The sequence below is a fragment of the Pseudomonas sp. LAIL14HWK12:I7 genome, from assembly GCF_000483465.1.
GTDB lineage: Bacteria > Pseudomonadota > Gammaproteobacteria > Pseudomonadales > Pseudomonadaceae > Aquipseudomonas > Aquipseudomonas kermanshahensis.
This window is the reverse complement of the sequence record NZ_AXYZ01000013.1, coordinates 69,707-88,677: the sequence shown is the minus strand read 5'-3', so window position 1 is coordinate 88,677 and position 18,971 is coordinate 69,707. Positions and strand designations below refer to the sequence as shown.

At 60.0% G+C, this 18,971-nt stretch carries 14 protein-coding genes and 1 pseudogene; 10 read left to right on the top strand and 5 right to left on the bottom strand.

Annotated elements, in window-relative coordinates; all coding sequences use genetic code 11:
* Positions 1-57: 57 nt before the first annotated feature.
* The 7 genes from ycaC to D886_RS0113765 all read left to right on the top strand — a co-directional run bounded on the left by ycaC (position 58) and on the right by D886_RS0113765 (position 7,740).
* Positions 58-678, top strand: a complete 621-nt coding sequence (gene ycaC / locus D886_RS0113795) for an isochorismate family cysteine hydrolase YcaC (protein ID WP_027594492.1) — start codon at positions 58-60, stop codon at positions 676-678.
* Between the two features lie 238 nt (positions 679-916).
* Positions 917-1,735 carry a polyphosphate kinase 2 gene (gene ppk2 / locus D886_RS0113790; protein WP_027594491.1) on the top strand — a complete coding sequence of 273 codons (819 nt, stop codon included), beginning with the start codon at positions 917-919 and terminating at the stop codon, positions 1,733-1,735.
* 36 nt (positions 1,736-1,771) lie between these two features.
* Positions 1,772-2,968, top strand: a complete 1,197-nt coding sequence (locus D886_RS0113785) for a monovalent cation:proton antiporter-2 (CPA2) family protein (RefSeq protein ID WP_027594490.1) — start codon at positions 1,772-1,774, stop codon at positions 2,966-2,968.
* Between the two features lie 40 nt (positions 2,969-3,008).
* A complete protein-coding gene (locus D886_RS0113780; RefSeq protein WP_027594489.1) occupies positions 3,009-4,106 on the top strand; it encodes an AI-2E family transporter in 1,098 nt (365 codons plus the stop codon).
* Positions 4,107-4,119: 13 nt separating this feature from the next.
* On the top strand, positions 4,120-5,640 hold the full coding sequence (locus D886_RS0113775; protein WP_027594488.1) for an efflux transporter outer membrane subunit: 1,521 nt from the start codon (positions 4,120-4,122) through the stop codon (positions 5,638-5,640).
* The gene (locus D886_RS0113770) at positions 5,637-6,734 is read left to right on the top strand and encodes an HlyD family secretion protein (protein WP_027594487.1); all 1,098 of its coding nucleotides are present in this window, start codon (positions 5,637-5,639) and stop codon (positions 6,732-6,734) included. The genes D886_RS0113775 and D886_RS0113770 overlap by 4 nt, the downstream gene beginning before the upstream one ends.
* The gene (locus tag D886_RS0113765; RefSeq protein WP_027594486.1) at positions 6,724-7,740 is read left to right on the top strand and encodes a DUF2955 domain-containing protein; all 1,017 of its coding nucleotides are present in this window, start codon (positions 6,724-6,726) and stop codon (positions 7,738-7,740) included. The genes D886_RS0113770 and D886_RS0113765 overlap by 11 nt, the downstream gene beginning before the upstream one ends.
* Here the strand turns inward: D886_RS0113765 and D886_RS0113760 are convergent.
* Both D886_RS0113760 and tnpB read right to left on the bottom strand, forming a co-directional pair.
* Positions 7,737-9,458: a SulP family inorganic anion transporter gene (locus D886_RS0113760; protein WP_027594485.1), complete on the bottom strand. Its 1,722-nt coding sequence runs from the start codon at positions 9,456-9,458 to the stop codon at positions 7,737-7,739. The two genes, D886_RS0113765 and D886_RS0113760, sit on opposite strands and share 4 nt — an antisense overlap.
* 409 nt (positions 9,459-9,867) lie before the next feature.
* Positions 9,868-10,050: an IS66 family insertion sequence element accessory protein TnpB gene (gene tnpB, locus D886_RS28845; protein WP_143491101.1), complete on the bottom strand. Its 183-nt coding sequence runs from the start codon at positions 10,048-10,050 to the stop codon at positions 9,868-9,870.
* A gap of 40 nt (positions 10,051-10,090) precedes the next feature.
* Here tnpB and D886_RS0113755 point away from each other — a divergent pair, with 40 nt between their 5' ends.
* The 3 genes from D886_RS0113755 to D886_RS0113740 all read left to right on the top strand — a co-directional run bounded on the left by D886_RS0113755 (position 10,091) and on the right by D886_RS0113740 (position 12,767).
* The gene (locus D886_RS0113755; RefSeq protein ID WP_027594484.1) at positions 10,091-10,465 is read left to right on the top strand and encodes a hypothetical protein; all 375 of its coding nucleotides are present in this window, start codon (positions 10,091-10,093) and stop codon (positions 10,463-10,465) included.
* 119 nt (positions 10,466-10,584) lie between these two features.
* Complete coding sequence (locus D886_RS0113745) at positions 10,585-11,967, top strand: AAA family ATPase (RefSeq protein WP_050580752.1); 1,383 nt, start codon at positions 10,585-10,587, stop codon at positions 11,965-11,967.
* On the top strand, positions 11,964-12,767 hold the full coding sequence (locus D886_RS0113740; RefSeq protein ID WP_027594482.1) for a retron system putative HNH endonuclease: 804 nt from the start codon (positions 11,964-11,966) through the stop codon (positions 12,765-12,767). Before D886_RS0113745 ends, D886_RS0113740 begins: the two co-directional genes overlap by 4 nt.
* Before the next feature lie 82 nt (positions 12,768-12,849).
* Here the strand turns inward: D886_RS0113740 and D886_RS0113735 are convergent, their stop codons facing one another.
* From D886_RS0113735 to ychF, 3 genes and pseudogenes are all read right to left on the bottom strand, one after another.
* Positions 12,850-15,222 (bottom strand): DEAD/DEAH box helicase family protein, encoded by a 2,373-nt coding sequence (locus D886_RS0113735; RefSeq protein WP_027594481.1) that lies wholly within the window; start codon positions 15,220-15,222, stop codon positions 12,850-12,852.
* 1,175 nt (positions 15,223-16,397) lie between these two features.
* Positions 16,398-17,673, bottom strand: a pseudogene (locus D886_RS26965) (tyrosine-type recombinase/integrase).
* Between the two features lie 193 nt (positions 17,674-17,866).
* Positions 17,867-18,967 (bottom strand): redox-regulated ATPase YchF, encoded by a 1,101-nt coding sequence (ychF, locus tag D886_RS0113725; RefSeq protein WP_027594480.1) that lies wholly within the window; start codon positions 18,965-18,967, stop codon positions 17,867-17,869.
* Between the last annotated feature and the right edge of the window lie 4 nt (positions 18,968-18,971).

The following is an 18,971-nucleotide window of genomic DNA, read 5'->3' as shown; positions in this document are numbered from 1 at the left end:
ATCTCTGATCCTTGCCTACGCTGATACTCCCCATCTGCTGATGCAAGGAGCTTCACCATGGCCTTCCAATACAAGCGTCTGGACAAGAACAACGCCGCAGTCCTGCTGGTCGATCACCAGGCGGGTTTGCTTTCGCTGGTGCGTGACATCGATCCGGACCGCTTCAAAAACAACGTCCTGGCCCTGGCAGACCTGGCCCAGTACTTCAAGCTGCCGACCATCCTCACCACCAGCTTCGAAACCGGCCCCAACGGCCCGTTGGTCCCCGAGCTCAAGGCGCAGTTCCCCGATGCCCCCTACATCGCTCGCCCCGGCAACATCAACGCCTGGGACAACGAAGACTTCGTCAAAGCCGTCAAGGCCACGGGCAAGAAGCAACTGTTGATCGCCGGTGTAGTGACTGAGGTGTGCGTCGCGTTCCCGGCACTGTCGGCACTGGAGGAGGGCTTCGAGGTGTTCGTCGTCACTGACGCCTCTGGCACCTTCAACGAATTGACCCGCGATTCGGCCTGGCGGCGCATGGAGGCTGCCGGGGCACAACTGATGACCTGGTTCGGCGTGGCCTGCGAGCTGCACCGGGACTGGCGTAACGATGTCGAAGGGCTGGGGACGCTGTTCTCCAACCACCTTCCCGATTACCGCAACCTGATGACCAGTTACGACAAGCTGGCCAAGTAGCGCCCTGCCTCGCACGGCGGACGGCTCTGTGTAGGAGCAGCCTTGCGCTGCGAAGAGGCCGGTGTAGCACAGAGAATCTTTCAGGCAGTCACCGGCCTCTTCGCAGCGCAAGGCTGCTCCTACACACAGAGACCGAGCAAGCCATGCCTGAGCAGGCTCGGCGCGGGAGTAATAAGCGAAGCGGCAAACCGCCATGGATCGACCATACTGAGTCTTCATTCGCCAGTGGGAGCGAGCCATGTCGAAGTCAGCCAAGAAGAAGGACCCTCAGGCACAGCCCGAAAAATTGGGCGGCAAGGCCTACGAGAAGGCGCTCAAGCACCTTCACGTCGAGTTGGTAAAGCTGCAGGAATGGGTCGTGGCCAAGGGCCTGAAGGTGTGCATCGTCTTTGAAGGCCGCGATGGGGCGGGCAAGGGCGGGACCATCAAGGCCCTCACCGAGCGAGTCAGCCCGCGGGTGTTCCGTGTGGTGGCGCTGCCGGCGCCGACCGAGCGGGAAAAAACCCAGATGTACGTGCAACGCTACCTGGGCCATCTGCCTGCTGCAGGCGAGGTGGTGATCTTCGACCGCAGTTGGTACAACCGCGCCGGTGTCGAGCGGGTGATGGGGTTTTGCAGCGATGAACAGGCCAACAAGTTTCTCACTGTGGTGCCGTTGTTCGAGAAGATGATGGTCGAGTCGGGGATCATCCTCATCAAATACTGGCTGGAGGTCAGCGCCGAAGAGCAGACCCGCCGCCTGCAGGACCGCATCAATGACGGCCGCAAGCTGTGGAAGCTGTCCCCGATGGACCTGAAGTCGTATACCCGCTGGGATGACTACACCAGAGCCCGCGATGACATGTTCGCCGCGTCGGATTCTTCCTGGGCGCCATGGTTCATGGCCCACTCCAACGACAAGCGGCGCGCACGGCTGAACATCATCAGCCACCTGCTCGGCCGCATTCCCTACAAGGACATCACCCGCGACCAGGTCGTGAAATTGCCCAAGCGCGGCAAAGTCGGCAAGTACAAGGCGGTGAACTACCCGTTCAAGGTTGTCGAAGCGCGTTACTGACCCCATCCCCGCGGGGAGCCTACAGGGTGTAGACCTATGCCACATGACGGCAGCTTGCTCCAGGCAACGGTGGTGTTCCTCTTGGCCGTGGTACTGCTGGTGCCACTGGCGCAGCGTTTGAAACTGGGGGCCGTGCCGGGGTATCTGCTGGCCGGCATCCTCATCGGCCCTTCGGTGCTGGGTTTGCTGGGTAACCCGGATAACGTCGCACGCCTGTCAGAGATGGGCGTGGTGATGCTGCTGTTCGTCATTGGCCTCGAGCTTTCGCCACGCCGCCTGTGGACCATGCGCCGGGCGCTGTTCGGCGTTGGCTCGTTGCAGGTCGGGCTGACCGCCGCGGTGCTGGGCCTGCTCGCCTTTTGGCTGTTCGGCCAATCGAAGGCGGCGGCCGTCGTGCTGGGGCTGGGACTGGCCCTATCGTCGACGGCGTTTGGCTTGCAGGTGCTGGCCGAGCGCAAGGACCTAGGCAAGCCGCACGGGCGCCTGGCGGTGGCGATTCTGCTGTTCCAGGACATTGCCGCCATCCCCCTGATTGCCGTGGTGCCCTTGCTGGGCGGGGATGTCAGCCGCGCCGATGAAGGGACGTGGCCGCTGGTGGGCGTGGCGGTCGGCATCGGTGTGATCATTGTGGGTGGCCGCTACCTGATGACCCCGATATTCAAATGGACGGTCGGCTCCGGATTGCCGGAGCTGTCCACCGCTACCGCGTTGCTGGTGGTACTGGGCACCGCTTGGGTGATGGAGCATGTCGGCATCTCGATGGCGCTTGGTGCGTTTCTCGCTGGCGTGTTGATGGCCGAGTCGCCGTTCCGTCACGAGCTCGAAACCCAGATCGAACCCCTCAAAGGCCTGTTGCTTGGGCTGTTCTTCGTCGGCGTGGGCATGAGCGCCGACTTGCGCCTGTTGTTCGGCATGCCCTTGGCGGTGTTGGGGCTCACGCTGTTGCTGGTGGGCGTCAAGCTGCCGCTGTTGGTGGCTTTGGGCCGTACGGCCGGTGGGCTGAACCGGCCCCAGGCGTTGTGCCTGGGGGTGGTGTTGGCGTCTGGCGGTGAGTTTGCGTTCGTGGTGTTCAAGTTGGCGCTTGAGCACCAGGTGCTCGAGCAGCAAGTGCATGACCTGTTGGTGCTGGCCATCACCCTGTCGATGGCAGTGGTGCCGTTGGTGATGATGGCCCTGAGCCGACAGCTGCGCGACCCCGACGCCACCCGCCCCACGCCTGAAACTGACCACTGACTCGCGCCACGACGGCGTACTGACTGTTCGGAGGTGAAGCATGCAGCCGAGTTTCAAGCTGGACAGCGCCCTGTCGCAGGGCTTGCTCGATGTCTTGATCAAGGCAGGCTTGGTGGCTGCCCTGGTGATCTTCTCCTTCCAGGTGTTCCAACCTTTCCTCGAACTGATGCTGTGGGCGGTGATCCTGGCCGTCACGCTGTACCCGCTGCACGGCCGCATCACGCGGCGCTGGGGGCTCAAGGACGGCTATGCGGCAACGGTGGTGGTGCTGCTGGTACTGGTGGTGTTGCTGGTGCCGATCTACCTGGTGGTGGTGTCGATCACCGAGTCGGTGGACAGCATGCTAACGCTGCTCAAGAGCGGCGCCTGGAGCGTACCGACACCCTCCGAGTCGGTGGCTTCCTGGCCGTTGATCGGGCCGCGCCTGTATGCCTTGTGGCTGGCAGCATCCGAGAGCTTGAGCGAGGTGCTCAACAGCATGATGCCGCAGCTCAAGGACGCCGGGCGTGTGCTGCTGGGGGCCGCGGCCAGTGCCGGGGGGGCGTTTCTGATGTTCATCGCGGCGATCATCATCTCGGGGGTGATCATGGCCTTCGGCGCGCGTGGCGAGCTGGCGGCGCAGCGCATTGCCATGCGCGTATCCGGCGAGCAGCGCGGCAGGTCGATTGCCAAACTGTGTACCGCCACCATTCGCGCCGTTGCCCAGGGCGTAATCGGCATCGCCTTCATCCAGATGCTGCTGATCGGCGTAGGCTTTGTTATCAAGGGCGTGCCGGGGGCGGGGATGTTGGCGATTGCCATCCTCATGCTGGGTATTGCCCAGGCGCCGGCCACGCTGATCACGTTGCCGGTGATCGCCTACGTGTTCCATGCCGAGGGCTTCACCCTGGCGACCATCGTGTTTGCCGTTTACACCTTCGTTGCCGGCCTCGCTGACAATGTGCTCAAGCCCCTGCTGCTGGGGCGCGGGGTCGATGTGCCGATGCCTGTGGTGCTGATCGGCGCACTGGGCGGCATGGTGGTCAAAGGCATTATCGGCCTGTTCATCGGCCCGGTGATTCTTGGCGTGACTTACGTGTTGTTCTGGCAATGGGTCGCGCTGCAGGTACCCGAAAACCCTGTCGAACCGTCGGCCTGAGCCGGGGCCTGGCATGCCTGCACCTTCCTGGCGTCGCGCCTTGGGCCTGGTTGCCTTGCTGTCAGGCTGCACCCAGGTCGGGCCAGACTTTCACCCCCCGCAAACGGCCTGGCTGGACCCGTGGAGCACCCCCCTGCTGGAGCAGGCCGGGCGGCGCGATGCAACGGTGGACTTTCGCCAGTGGTGGCAGGTGTTCGCCGACCCGACACTGGATGCGCTGATCGCCGAAGCCGACGCCCACAACAGCAACCTGCGCGTGGCCGGCCTGCGTATCGCCGAGGCACGTGCACAGCTGGCCATCGTGCAGACTGGGCGTTACCCGCAGTTGCAGCAGGTGCGGGCGCAAAGCCTCTACCTCAAGCAGGACCAGTCTGGCACCGACACTGCCCGCGATTCGGTGTTCTGGCAGTCCAGCGCAGGGTTCGACATCGCCTGGGAAATTGACTTCTGGGGGCGCTTCAGCCGTGCCATCGAGTCTGCCGATGCCCTGTACTTCGCCTCGCAGGCCAACTACGCCGATGCCATGTTGTTATTGCGGGCCCAGGTAGCCGACACCTACTTTGCATTGCGTACCGCCGAGGCGCGCCTTGCCATTGCCGAAGAAAACGCCAAGCGCCAGGCGCGCAGCCTGGAGATCACCGAGCGGTTGTTCCGCCATGGCGAGCATGACGAACTCGATTGGCAGCAGGCCCGCACGCAGTACTTGGCGACCCAGGCGACCATCCCCGAGTTCGAGAACCAGCTCAACGCCCTGCGCAACGTGCTCTGCTCGCTGCTCGGGCGCCCGCCCGGCCCACTGCCGGAGCTGCAGTCGCAATACGGCCAGTTGCCACTGCCGGACCGCGCACTGCTGCAGGACGTGCCTGCTCGCCTGTTGCAGCGGCGCCCAGACATCCGCGCTGCCGAACAGGCCGTGGCGGCACAATCGGCACTGGTCGGGGTGGCCGAAGCTGACCTTTATCCACAGCTGAGCCTGTTGGGCAGCCTCGGCTGGACGTTCGTCTCGGCCAGCCACCTGCCCAACACGCTTGACCTCGCCGCCGGCCCAAGCCTGATCTGGAACCCGTTCGACTACGGCCGGCGCAAGAACGCCGTGCGTGTCGAGGACGCGCGCTTGCAGCAATTGATCGAGCTGTATCAGCAAAGTGTGCGTGAAGCCGCCCGTGAGGCTGACGATGCCGCCAGTGGCCTGGTGCGCTCGCTGCAAAGTGCTGGCATTCGCGATCAAGCCTCGCAAGCCGCGCAGCGCTCGTTGAGCCTGGCCATGTCGCAGTACCGCGAAGGGTTCGCCGACTTCCAGCGGGTGCTCGACGCCCAACAGTTGCTGCTGCAACAACAGGATGGCTACCTGGTCAGCCGCGGCAATGCCGTCAGCAGCCTGGTGACCTTGTACAAGGCCCTGGGGGGTGGTTGGGACCCAGGCCGTGCGCCGATCGACCCGGCCACCCGTCGCCAGATGCAGCAACGCACCGATTGGGGAGACTTGCTGGATGAGCCTGCCCCCAGCGCACAGCCACCAGGTGAGCAAAAATGACCGACACCCCGCAAAAATCGCCCGCGCAAGCGCCCGACCGTGGCCTGCGCTGGGTATTGCTGCTGATTGCTGTGAGCCTGCTCTGGTACCTGCTGGCCGACCGTTTTACACCGTACACCCAGCAGGCTCGCCTGCAAGCCTACGTGGTGCCGGTGAGCGCCGAGGTGGCCGGCCAGGTCAAGCGCGTGGCCGTGGGTAATAACCAGGAAGTGCGCAAGGGCGAAGTGTTGTTCGAACTGGACCAGGAGCAATACCGCATTGCCCTGGCTCGCGCCGAAGCCGACTTCGACACGGTGGGCCGGCAGATCGGCGCCCACACGGCCGGCATCGACTCGGCACAGGCGGCGTTGATGGCGGCCCAAGCCAACGAGCGCAAGGCCCGGCAAGACGCCGAGCGGCTGAAGCGGCTGATCGAGGAAGACCCCGGCACGGTTTCGCAGCGCCGCCTGGAAGGCGCGCAGGCCACGCGCGACCAGGCCATCAGCCAAGTCGCGGCAGCCCGTGCCGAAGTGGTGCGGGCACGTGAGCAGCAGGGTGGGGCGCAGGCGGACAATGCGCAGGTGCGCAGCGCGGCGGCGAATGTGCAAAAGGCCCGCCTGGACCTGGAGCGAACGGTGGTGCGCGCCGATACCAACGGGTTGATCACCGACCTGCGCACCGACGTGGGCCACTACGTGGGCGCCGGCAGCCCGATGATGACCCTGATTGCGATCCATGACGTGTGGATCAGCGCCGACCTGACCGAGAACAACCTCGGCCGCCTGCGCCCCGGCACACCGGTGCTGGTGGTGCTCGATGCGCTGCCTGGGACGGTGCTGAAGGGGCGCATACGCAGCATCGGTTATGGCGTCAGCGTGGGCCAGAGCAACCCACCGGGCACGCTGCCGAGCGTGCAGAACAGCCGTGAATGGCTGCGCTCGGCTCAACGCTTTCCGGTCATAGTCGAGCTCGACCGGGACCAACTGGAAGACAAGTCCGGCTTGCGGGTGGGGGGCCAAGCCGAGGTGATGGCGCTGCCCAGCGAGGGCAACCCGTTGAACGTGCTTGGCCGGGTGTTCATGTGGCTGATGAGCTGGCTCTCGTATGCCTATTGAGCTGCGGCGCCAGCGTGCGCTTCGCCTGGCCTGGGGCGTGGCGCTGTGCCTGGCGGTCAGCTTCGGTTTTGGTTTGCCGGTGCCGATTTTGGCACCCGTGTTCGCGGTGCTGCTGTTGGCCATGCGTAGCCAGCCACTGCCGTTGCGCGCGGCACCGGCGTTGGCCGTGCTGGTGCTGCTGAGTTGTGGCAGTGGCCTGTTGCTGATTCCTCTGCTGCGCCATGCCCCGGTGAGCGGGGTGTTGCTGGTGGGCGTTGGCGTGTTTCTGGTGCTGCGTTATGCCCTGAAAGGCGGCAACGGCCTGTTGGCCAACTTGCTGGTGATCGGCCTGACCATGATCGCCGCAGCCGGCACCAGCGATTTCACCTTGGCGCTGTCGGTGGTCGAGGCCTTGTCCAAAGGCATGCTCCTGGCAACCTTGGGCACGGCGCTGGCGCATGTGATGTTCCCCGAACCGGCTGACGCACCTGTGCAACCGACACCGCCGCCGCTCGCCGCTGAACGGGCCAGCTGGGTCGCACTGCGCGCCACGCTGATCGTCATGCCGGCCTTTTTGCTGGCGCTGATCGCACCGGACGCGTTCATGCCGCTGATCATGAAGTCGGTGAGCCTCGGTCAGCAAGCCAGCGAGACCCATGCCCGCAACGCCAGCCGAGAACTGATTGGCTCGACCTTGCTGGCCGGGCTGCTGGCGATCCTGCTGTGGGGGGCATTGAGCCTGTTCGTGCACCTGTGGATGTTTTTCCTGTGGGTGCTGCTGTTCACGCTTTGGCAGGCCCGGCGGCTGTACCGCGCGGTGGCGACGCGGCATAGCCCGGCCTATTGGGTCAGTTGCCTGACTACGATGTTGATACTGCTGGGGCAGTCGGTGCAGGACAGCGCGGCGGGGCAGGATGTCTACCGCGCGTTCGCAGTGCGCATGGCGCTGTTCTTGGCGGTGTCGGTGTATGCCAGTGCGCTGCTGATCTGGATCGACCGGCGCAGGGCACGGCAGTGGGTGCATTAGGGCTGCCAGTCGACCCCGGTGTCTTCCAGGTAGGCATCCACCGCAGCACCGACGGTGGGGTGAAAGGCCTTTTCCCCCATGTGCTGGAACAACTCAAAGCGCTTCATCTTGTCTTTCACCGGGTCTTTCATCTCCGCGAACTGCAACTCCACGCCGCGCGCCTCCAGCGCCCGGTCCAGTTCAGCGAGCATGTCTGCGGAGGTCACGTCGATGCTGGTCACAGGCTCCGCGGCAATTACCAAACGTTGCACGGCGGTAGGGGACTGTTCCACAGCCGCCAGCACGGTGCTCTGGAACTGCTCGGCATTGGCAAAAAACAGCGGCGCATCCCACCGCAGCAGCACCAGGCCCGGGATGCGCCGGGCTTGCGGGTAGCGCTGCACATCATGGTAGCCGCGGGTGCCATCCACCCGGCCGAGCACTGCAAAATGCGGCCGCCAGCCATCCCAGAGAAATTCGATGACTGAAATCGCCACGGCAATGCCGATACCCGGAATGGCACCAAACACTGCCACCCCGACAAAACAGGTAAACGACAGCCAGAACTCCCATTGCTGCATGTGGAAGATGCGTTTGAGGTCGGCGAATTCGAACAGCCCCAGTGCGGCGGCGATCACCACGGCGGCGAGGGCACTGTTGGGCAGGTAATGCATCAGGTTGGGCGCCACCAGCAGCAGAACGGTCACGGCCAGCGCCCCGATGATGCCGGTGAGCTGGGTCTTGGCCCCGGCTGCTTCAGCCACAGGGGTACGTGACGAACTGCTGCTGATCGAGATGCCCTGGAACAGCCCGCTGGCCAGGTTGGCCACCCCCAGGCCAAACATTTCCTGGTTCGGGTTGACCGGCATCTTCAGGCGGGCCGCGTAGGAGCGTGACAGTACGCTGGTGTCGGCGAATGACACCAGCGCCACTGCGATGCCGCCGAGCAGCACTTCCACCAGGTCGATATCGCTCAACCAGGGGAAGACCAGGTCCGGCAGGCCCTGGGGTAATTGGCCGAGGACTTTGACGCCGCTCTGGTCGAGGTCGAGCAGGCTCACCGCCAGTGTCGCCAGCACCACGGCGATCAGGATGCCGGGCAAGCGCTTGAAGGGTTTGAGCAGCAGAATCAGCGCCAGGCTGCCGGCGCCGATGACGAAGCTGGGCCAGTGGCCCTGGCCTGCAAGCAGGGCCTGGATCAGGCCCCAGATGTCACGCAGCGGGCCTTGGCTGTCGATGGATAAGCCAAACAGTTTGGGCAGTTGGCTGATCAGCACGGTCAAGGCGATGCCGTTCATGTAGCCATAGCGGATCGGCTTGGACAGCAATTCGGTGATGAAGCCCAGGCGCAGCAGGCCGGCGACCATGCAGAACACCCCAGCGACCAAGGCCATCATGCTGGCGATGGTGATGGCGCGCTGCGGGTCGCTGGCGGCGTACTGCACCACCACCGCCAGGATGGGCGCGGCCAGTGCCGAATCTGGGCCCAATACCAGGATGCGGCTGGGGCCGAACAGCGCATAGGCCAGCAGCGGAATGATGGTGGCGTAGAGGCCGTAGATGCCGGGTACGCCAGAGGCTTCGGCGTAGGCGATGCCCACGGGCACCAGCATGCTGGTGAGTACCAGCCCGGCAGCGATGTCCCTGGGCAGCCAGGCACGCTGATAGTGAAGCAGGGTGACCACGCCGGGCAGCCAGTGTTGCCAGTCGAAGCGTGGGGGAGGGGGCGTATCGGGCATGGTGCAGGCTCCAGGGGGCGGGGGCATGAACCGCTTGAGGTCCCGTTGGAGAAAGCTTAGTTGGTGGTCGCGAACGCGGGCCCTGTGGGAGCGGGTTTACCCGCGAACACCGGCGAAGCCGGTGCCATAAACCACGTTGCATGCTTCGCGGGCAAGCCTGCTCCCACAGCGTCCGTAACGCTGCAGAAACACAAAAGCCCCCGTTCGGAGGCTTTTGTCGGCGGGCAAACGCTGAACGTCAGACGTTAAACCAGAAGTCAGAGCGCTTAGGCCTCATAAGGTCTGGGTTTTAGTACGGGTCGATATGTGTCATACCCGGTTTAGCGCCCGGTTTGAGTGGCGTGTGACTTTGCTGTCACTGCGGTTGCGTTTTTCTCCGCACGCTGAGGCATTTGACCAAACCTCTCTGCTATGGTGAGCCCGGTATCAAGGTGTGTAGCAGTTCGGTGCTCAGCTTCATTTGTGAACCGTGGCGCGGGCCAAGCCAGGTGAATTTGCCTCGGTGGAGCCGACGTCCCGTCAAGCAGATGCCCAAGCCGTCGTGTATCGGGGCTTTCTTTCTGAGAGGGTCGAGTGACGAGGTCGGCGGCATTCAAGTAGACTGATAAAGTTGACAATTTGTAGAAACTCGAATGGCCAGTCTGGAGGACATCGCAAAAGACGCTCAGATTCGCGGCCTGCATGGCGACGAGGTGGTTAAAGGCACAAGTGTCGACAAGGCTGGTGACTCGGCGGTCCGCGTCGGCTACCAGAAATGTGCCGGTGGTCACGGTGACCAGATACTGCTTCGCAGCGACGAGCCCCGCCTTGAGCTGGCCCAGGCTGGTAAAGCTCTGGCGGTTGATGCCCCAGCTAGCGAATTCAAGCTGGCCTTGAAGGCGTGTTGTATCCAACTGGCGCATCTATTCGATCCGATGATCGCGGAGCACACCAAGAACGAGATCTTCTCCCGCTACAATCCGGGCGAAAAATACATTCTTGCCAATTTACTGGTGGATGGCCGATAGGTGAGTAGCCTTTATTACATTAAGCATCCATTCAAGAGCGAGCTGGAGTTCGACATTGCCAGAGTCAAATGCTACTTGAGTGAGATGTTATCCCTAGTGATTAAGCCGGAGGAAAGCCTGTGAAGCTGGATCTGTTGCGTCTGGAAAACTTCCGCTGTTACGCAGATCTGGAAGTCCCCTTGCATTCACAGCTAACCGTATTGGTGGCTGAAAATGGCCAGGGCAAATCAACCCTGTTGGATGCTATTCGTATCGCGCTCTGGCCCTTTGTCAATAGCTTCGACCTCGCACGTAATGCATTCAATGACCCTGGTAACGCTATCGCTATTGATGACGTGCGCCTGTTGCGTTTGACCAGTGGAGATATGGCCCGGCAGTTACCAGCTCGGGTAACTATGTCTGGAGACTTTGGTAGCGGGGCAGTCTCTACATGGGTTCGCTATCGAGATAAAGAAGCCAGAGCTACCAAGACCAAGGATGACGGAGATACTGGGTTTATGCGGCAGTGGGCTGGTGCTGTCCAGGATCAAATCCGAGACCCGGAAAAGCCGACTTTGGATCTGCCGGTATTTGGCTACTACGGTACTGGGCGGCTCTGGGCGCAGAAGCGCCTGACTGAAAATTTGAAAGGCAAAGATGACACTCGCGAAACCGACTTTTATGTCCGCACATTCGCCTACCTGAACTGCCTGGATCCGGCCTCATCCTACAAGCACTTCAAGGAATGGTTCATCTGGGCATTTCAGAGTCTGCGCGAACAGCAAATTCGCCAGCTTGAAAGGCGCGCACGTGTTGAGGAACTGCAGGCTGCAGAAGATCGTGTTCGTGTTGTTCAGCAAGCCATCGATAGCTTTCTCAGTACGACGACCGGATGGCACCAGTTGGAATTCAGCGTAACTCAGGAAAGCTCGTTGGTACTCAGCCATGGCCTACATGGCACCTTGGATGTTGACCAACTCAGCGATGGCATCCGAAGTGTGCTAGCCATGATCGGTGATATCGCCTATCGCTGTATCAAACTCAACCCTCATCTGGGGGGCGATGCAGCAAGGCAAACACGCGGCGTGGTGCTGATCGACGAAGTGGACATGCACCTGCACCCACGTTGGCAGCAAATCATCCTTACCCAATTGCGAGAAGTATTCCCGCAAATCCAGTTCGTTATAACCACTCATAGCCCCCAAGTGTTGACGTCCGTGCCTTCCGAGTGCATCCGCATACTGAAGGACAATAAGGTCTATTCCGCGCCACCAGGCACCGAAGGCTCGGAGCCGGAGCGTATGCTTCGGCAGGTGCTGGGTCTTGATGAAGTACGTCCTCCAGCCAGCCTTGCGACTCAAGAGTTGAAGGAGTACCTGGCGTTGGTTGATAGAGACCAGTGGAGTAGTCCGCGAGCTCTGGAACTGCGCAAAAAGCTAGATGAGCGCTATCAGGGGCAGGAGCCAGCACTGCTTGATGCTGATCTTCAGATTGAGAATCGTAAGTGGGAGTTGGGTGAATGAAGCAAGTCATTAGGCTTGATGAACCCGATGAGCTGGCGGGGTATCGTGCAGGGAATTTGCGGAGTACTTGGGATCAGATGCGGGGCGACGCAACTGGTCGAACTGCGTACGAGGCTATCCGGTTTCGCTTAGTCAATGGGCAGGGCGGACTGTGTGGCTACTGTGAAATTGACATCCGCGACAATGATTCACTTAAGTGTCGAGTGGAGCATTTTCATCCCAAATCGGATACCGCGATGGCCCATAACTGGGCACTTGATTGGCAGAACATGATCGCAGTCTGCATGGGCGGATCTCAGCGCCATGTGCCGGCGCCCTATGCGCTAGATCCGTTACCGTCCAACCTCAGTTGTGATGCCTACAAGGATCAGATGATTGGAACTGGCAAGCTTGCTGAAAGCTGCGAGGGCTGGGTCATCAATCCAATAAATTTACCTTCTTTCCCAAGCCTGTTTTTCCTGGAGAGAAGTACAGGACGATTGCTTCCCGATGAGCAGGCCTGTGCCCGCACGGCGCTGCCGGGGAACAAGCACCCTAGTACCCAGGAGTTGGTGCAGCACACAATCGATATGCTCAATCTCAATTGCGTTCGCTTGTGTGAGGCGCGCTTACGTGTTCACTGGGATATAGAACGCAATAAGAAGAGCTTGCGCCTTCAGAACATTCGCCCTGAGGAAGCCTTGCGCTCACTTGCGGAGCGCTATTACCGTCAACGTTGGCCGGGTTTTTTTACCACCATTCGTTTTTGTCTGGGCACTACTGCCGAGCAGTACCTGACTGATATTGGGTTTCGAGTGTAAGCGGCTAACGAACCGGATATTGAGGATAACTATGGTTTCGCGATTGCAGCGGAGTAGTGGCGTATGAACCGTCAAACCGTATTCAAAGTAAGTCCATGGTAATCAAGGGGTCGGTCATGCGGTAGCCCATCGCTTTGTAACCTGCTTGGCGCTTATCCCACATTCTCACCAGCGCGGCATTCCCCTCGTCAACGAAGTCGATCACTCGCACGTCAGCTTTGTCGGCATGTGATCGATGCAACCGTCCTGCATACTGCTGGAGGATTCCCTTCCATGAGATAGGCATTGCCAGCACCAGCGTGTCCAATGGCGGATGATCGAAGCCTTCACCCACTAGTTTTCCCGTCGCCAAGAGTACTCGTGGTGCATCAGGGGGGAGGCACTCAAGCTCATGCATACGGGCAATTCGTTGTTTTTTAGGCACTCGCCCATGAAGTGTGAAAAGGTTGTTCACGCGCTGCTTCAACTCCAACTCCAAGGTATCCACATGCTCCGTCCGCTCTGTTAGCACCAGAATTTTTCTACCTTGGCTGTACGCCAGCTCGATCTCCGAGACGATTTTGGCTGTGCGCTCAGAGTCGTCTGCTAACTTCCGAAAAACGTCTTGGATTCCAGAACCGTCGGGGACCACCACAGGCTTTGGCAGCAGTCGAGGTACGACAGATAGATCATGAGGTGCGCTCGCCGGTCGAGCGGCAGAGTGTCGGATCGGTCCGCATTGCATGAAAATGATTGGCTGTTGCCCATCTCGTCGCACTGGGGTTGCCGTAAGGCCCAGCACGTATCGCGCAGTCGCGGTTCTCAGTAGTGCCTCGAATGACACTGCTGACAGGTGATGACACTCATCGACGATAATTTGCCCGTAGTTTTTTACGTGATCGCTGATCTCACCTTTTCGCGATAACGATTGCATTACGGCAATATCGATGATGCCTGTAGGTTTTGCTTTTCCGCCCCCAATCGTTCCAACCACACCCTTGCCAACACCCAAGAACGCTTGCACGCGTTCTTGCCACTGTCTTAATAATTCGGTCCGATGCACAAGTATTAATGTGTTAACGCCACGTCTAGCAATCAATGCAGCTGCGCTGACCGTTTTGCCGAACGCCGTAGGTGCGCAAAGAATTCCGGTATCATGATTCAGCATTTTGCCGATGGCATCTTCCTGGTCTGGACGCAAGGTCCCGAGGAAACTCACGTCAATCGGGTCACCGGCGAAGCGTTCATCTTGAAACTCAGGGGAGATGCCATTTACCCCTAGCAGCTCCAGTGCAGCATCCAGGCAGCCACGTGGCAGCGCAATATGTTTGGGGAAGTTCTGGGCGCAACCGATTATTCTCGGCTTGTTCCACACCGACATGCGCATGGCTTGAGCTTTGTAGAATTCGGGATTTTGAAACGCGGCTAGCCGGACAAGCTGGTTTGCTAATGGTTGCGGCAACGCCGACTTTTCAAAGTAAATCATGTTAGCCAGCGTGACGTTGATAGAGGCTGGCAATGGGCACGTCAATTTTGGTGACTTTGACTCACGAGCCTTCCAAGGTTCTGCATCGCCGTCGTCGTCAACATACATGACTCCTGTAGGGTCCTGCTTCCCCATCGCTTGGGTGACAACGAACGGAATATCCTCCGGAGGCATTTTCTGAACCGATGCTAAGAAGGCCCACTGATCGAGATAAGGTTCAAGCTCGCTGTCGACAAAAACGCTGTTGTTGTGAGCTCTGGCTCGCTTTTGCAATGGAAGTGCGATGAGATTTCCGAAGCCGCCTTTAGGCATGTAGTCCTGATTTGGGAACAACCGATCATAAGAAGTGAGTGCCAATTGGCGTGTACGTTCACATGCATGGCTGATGATTGCCGCACCAAGACGTCGGGCATCATGAGCGGGAACACTTTGCTTGAAGAAAATCCAGCAATGAGCGCCTTTACCTGAACGGGATATTTCCAGTGCCATTGGTACGTTCAGTTCATGACACGACTGAGCGAAGGCTCGTGCATCATCACGCCATTCGGCTTCATCAAAGTCGACCGCCAGAAGATAGCAGGTGTCATCCGGGAGTAGAGGGTAGATGCCAATAACCACTTCACCAGCGAGATGGCGATAAACGACCTCATCGGTGAGAGGAAGTAGCTGACGATTACCGCAGTCCCCGCATTTAATTCGGGGCTTTTCACAAACGCCAGGTTTCCATTCATTTGCGCAGGCGGGTGTGTATCCTGATTTGCCTGCCTTGCTTTCCCAGCGAATTGGATAAACGTCTGTCCTACCACGAAACAAGCTCCGGAATAGGGCAAGCTTTGCTTCTGTGCCAAATTGTTGTGTGTGTTCTGCTTGAACAACCTCGATCTTGACTGGCTCGGCCGGCAGACGCCAATCGATGCCATGCGCATCCAGCAAGGCGACCAATCTTGCATTCTCAGCCTTTAGCTTCGCCACCAGGCTAGTATCTATCACCGTCTTCAGCCTCTACGTCCCAGGTGAAGCTTGTAGCCTCTCGCTACAATCCTCAGTGAACCGGTAAGCGTAGAGGTTACCAAACAATAGCCCTTGCGATGACGAGGTGTCCAACTTCAGGTTTTCGTGAAGCTTGAACGGGGCCGGCTTCGCTAGTTTTGGGACTGGCCTTCCACCCACCTCGCGTTTCAACTACAGCCATGATCTGTGTCCTCTCTTAGCTAGCCTGAAGTCCATCCTCACGTCATCCCGCCAAGAATGCTGAGTGTTATCAGGGATCAAGGCCCCTGCGACCTGTGAGGGTGTCCACTGACGCGGGACTGGCGGCTCCTTACGACCAAGAGCAAGGGCATCTCATGATCTGGCCTCCTGATCACCGATAGCGGTGGGCGGGTGGAGGCTGCACTGACTGACGAGACCAGCGCCGCGAGATCCTGAGCCACAAGCAAGCAGCAATGCGATGACCTGGGCATGCCTGACTGTCAGTCAGGTGCAGTCCATTCCTTGGGCTGCGGCGCCATCATCTACAGCGCTGTTGCTGGTGACATCGGCGTTTGTCACGCCGATTGTCACGAGGGGGATTGCCGCAAAGCCATGTGCGATCAGGGCTGCAGCAGTGTCAGGAGCGCCCGTCTCTTTTCTGGAAAAAGAAACGGGCGCAAGTTGGCGCAAGAATCGGCCAAGCGATTAGGTTGCTGCAGGACAGCGCAGTACGGTGTAGCTGGCGCACGAGGGCGAGCACCCATCACCTGGAAGGTGACCGGGCGAGCTGCCGGATGCTAATCGCCCTTGGGAGAACCACCGCATAACGCGGCGTGACCTTGAAGGTTCGGGTCACCTGGGTGCTGCCAGCGGCAGCGCTTCGAGGCTTCTTTCTAGCGCCGGTGGGATGGCTGGGTCAATCAAGTTAGGCACTGCTCATTGCGCCAAAATTCAATAGCGGAAAGAGGTAACCGTGAGTGGTGGTGAGTGGACGATGGGCCGTTTGTCGCCTTCTTGATGCGAGCCCCTGTGCATGGGAATGCGGAGCCTTCCTATGCGCAGGGACTTTGACTGAAAAGCCGTCGTTCACGTCGTACCACGGCGACAGTCGCCACCGATGTCGCCTGCTGCCGGCCAAGTCGCACGTGGGATGTCGCCAGTGTCGCCGCTGTCGCCACACCGTGGACGCGTCATTATCGGGCCATGCTCTTGGTGATCGGCGTAATATTCGTTGGCCCGCGCATCCATGCGTCGAGCATATCTGCCCACTGCTGCATCATGACTGTGCGATCTGCCAAGTATTCCGCCTGATTGTAGGTGCGTCGCACCGCGTTCGGTTCAGCATGGGCAAGTTAACGCTCAATCCAGTCTCCCGGATAGCCCAATTCATTGAGGCGGGTGCTCCCCGTGGTCCTGGTGGCATGAGGGCTGTACTTCCCACTCCAGCCCAGGGATTTCAGCATCTGGCGAAACGACGCCGCGACCATGGGTTTCGAGCGTTCATCTCGATGGGGGAAGAGGTGCTCGTATTTGCCAGTGACGGTTTGCAAGCCTCGTAACACTGCGACAGCCTGAGTTGGCAGGGGCACGTTGTGCTCTTTACGCTTCTTCATTCGCTCAGCCGGGATACGCCAGCGAGCCGCGTCTAGGTCGAACTCTTCCCAGCGGGCTTCGACCGCTTCATTTGGGCGGCATAACGTTAGCCACATCAGGCGAAAGGCGACTTCGGTTTCATGGCGCCCGCAGTGGCCTTCCACGTCGCGTAAAAGCTGGCCAATTTCATCGGTCGTCAGCGGACGTTTGTGCTGCGTTTTGTTAGCGGGCAGGGCGCGGCGCACTGGATAGACCGGGTCTGTATCTGCTCGCAGCGTCGAGACGGCGAGTTCAAAAATACCGGATATGTTCCGTTTGGCCGCCGCAGCGACCGTCAGACCCTTTTTCTTCGCTGAGGTGGTGAGCACGTCCAGGATGTGGGCGGGGGTGATGCTTTTGATCGACCACGGACCAATCTTCGGAAACACTACGCGTTCGAGCATTTCTAGGCGCTTGACCTTTGTGATGTCTTCCCAGTCTTTAGAGTGCCAGCCACTCCCGCGCGACCGCCTCGAATGTAGTGGCGTTGTCTTGCTGCTGCTTGATGCGCAGCAGTTGTCGATGTCTGGCGGGATTGATACCTTGTTTCACCAGGTCTCGGGCTTTGAGGCGTTCTTCGCGTGCTTCTGCCAGTGTGAAGCGTCGACCTTTACGACGTGCCAAGGCGTCCTCATCACTCTCACCACGGGGCGCAATGGCATAGTCACCCACCGCGAAGGTGCTTTCCTTGGCGGTGTCTGTGATACGGATGCTGAAGCGGTAACGCCACGCTTTGGTGCCGTTGGGTTTGACCTCGAGATACAGGCCTTTTCCATCCGTGAGTTTGTAAGGCTTGTCCTTGGGCTTCGCGGTGCGGCATTGGGTATCAGTAAGCATCGTCTGATCTCCGGTTTTCGCCATACCCGGTTTTTGAAATCGGGTTATGGGCGTTGTACCCGGAAGACTAGTCAAGGAACGCTCGGATCTCAATGGATGAAAATGGTGGCCCAAAAACACAAAACCCCCGTATCGCTTGGCGATCACGGGGGTTTTGAAGTCTTTCAAGGACCGTGGAATCCCACGGCTCCCATCAGACGTTGAAGCGGAAGTGCATCACGTCACCGTCTTTGACGATGTAGTCTTTACCTTCCAGGCGCCATTTACCGGCTTCCTTGGCGCCGCTTTCACCCTTGAACTGGATGAAGTCGTCATACGCTACCACTTCGGCGCGGATGAAGCCTTTTTCGAAGTCGGTGTGGATAACACCGGCGGCCTGTGGCGCGGTGGCGCCGACGCGGACTGTCCAGGCGCGGACTTCCTGCACACCGGCAGTGAAGTAGGTCTGCAGGTTCAGCAGCTCGTAACCGGCACGGATCACGCGGTTCAGGCCAGGCTCTTCCAGGCCCAGGGCCTCGAGGAACATGTCTTTCTCTTCACCGTCGTCCAGCTCGGCGATTTCGGCCTCGATCTTGTTGCAGACCGGCACCACGACCGCACCTTCTTCTTCGGCGATGGCACGGACTACGTCCAGGTGCGGGTTGTTGTCGAAGCCGTCTTCAGCGACGTTGGCGATGTACATCACCGGCTTGCTGGTCAGCAGGTGGAAGCCACGGATGACGGCCTTTTCGTCGTCAGCCATGTGCTTCATCAGGCTGCGCGCGGGCTTGCCTTCGGTGAAGTGCGGGATCAGCTTTTCCAGGATGGCCTTTTGCGCCAGGGCTTCCTTGTCGCCGCCCTTGGCGTTGCGGGCAACCTTCTGCAGTTGCTTCTCGCAGCTGTCGAGGTCGGCGAAGATTAGCTCGAGGTCGATGATCTCGATGTCACGCTTGGGGTCGACGCTGTTGGAAACGTGAATCACGTTCTCGTCTTCGAAGCAGCGCACCACGTGGGCGATGGCATCGGTCTCGCGGATGTTGGCGAGGAACTTGTTGCCCAGGCCTTCACCCTTCGAAGCGCCCGCCACCAGGCCTGCGATGTCGACGAATTCCATGGTGGTCGGCAGGATGCGGTTAGGCTTGACGATTTCCGCCAGTGCAGCGAGGCGCGCGTCGGGCATCGGCACGATGCCGCTGTTCGGCTCGATGGTGCAGAAAGGGAAGTTCTCCGCCGCGATGCCAGACTTGGTCAGGGCGTTGAACAGGGTGGACTTGCCGACGTTGGGCAGGCCGACGATGCCGCAATTGAAACCCATGGGT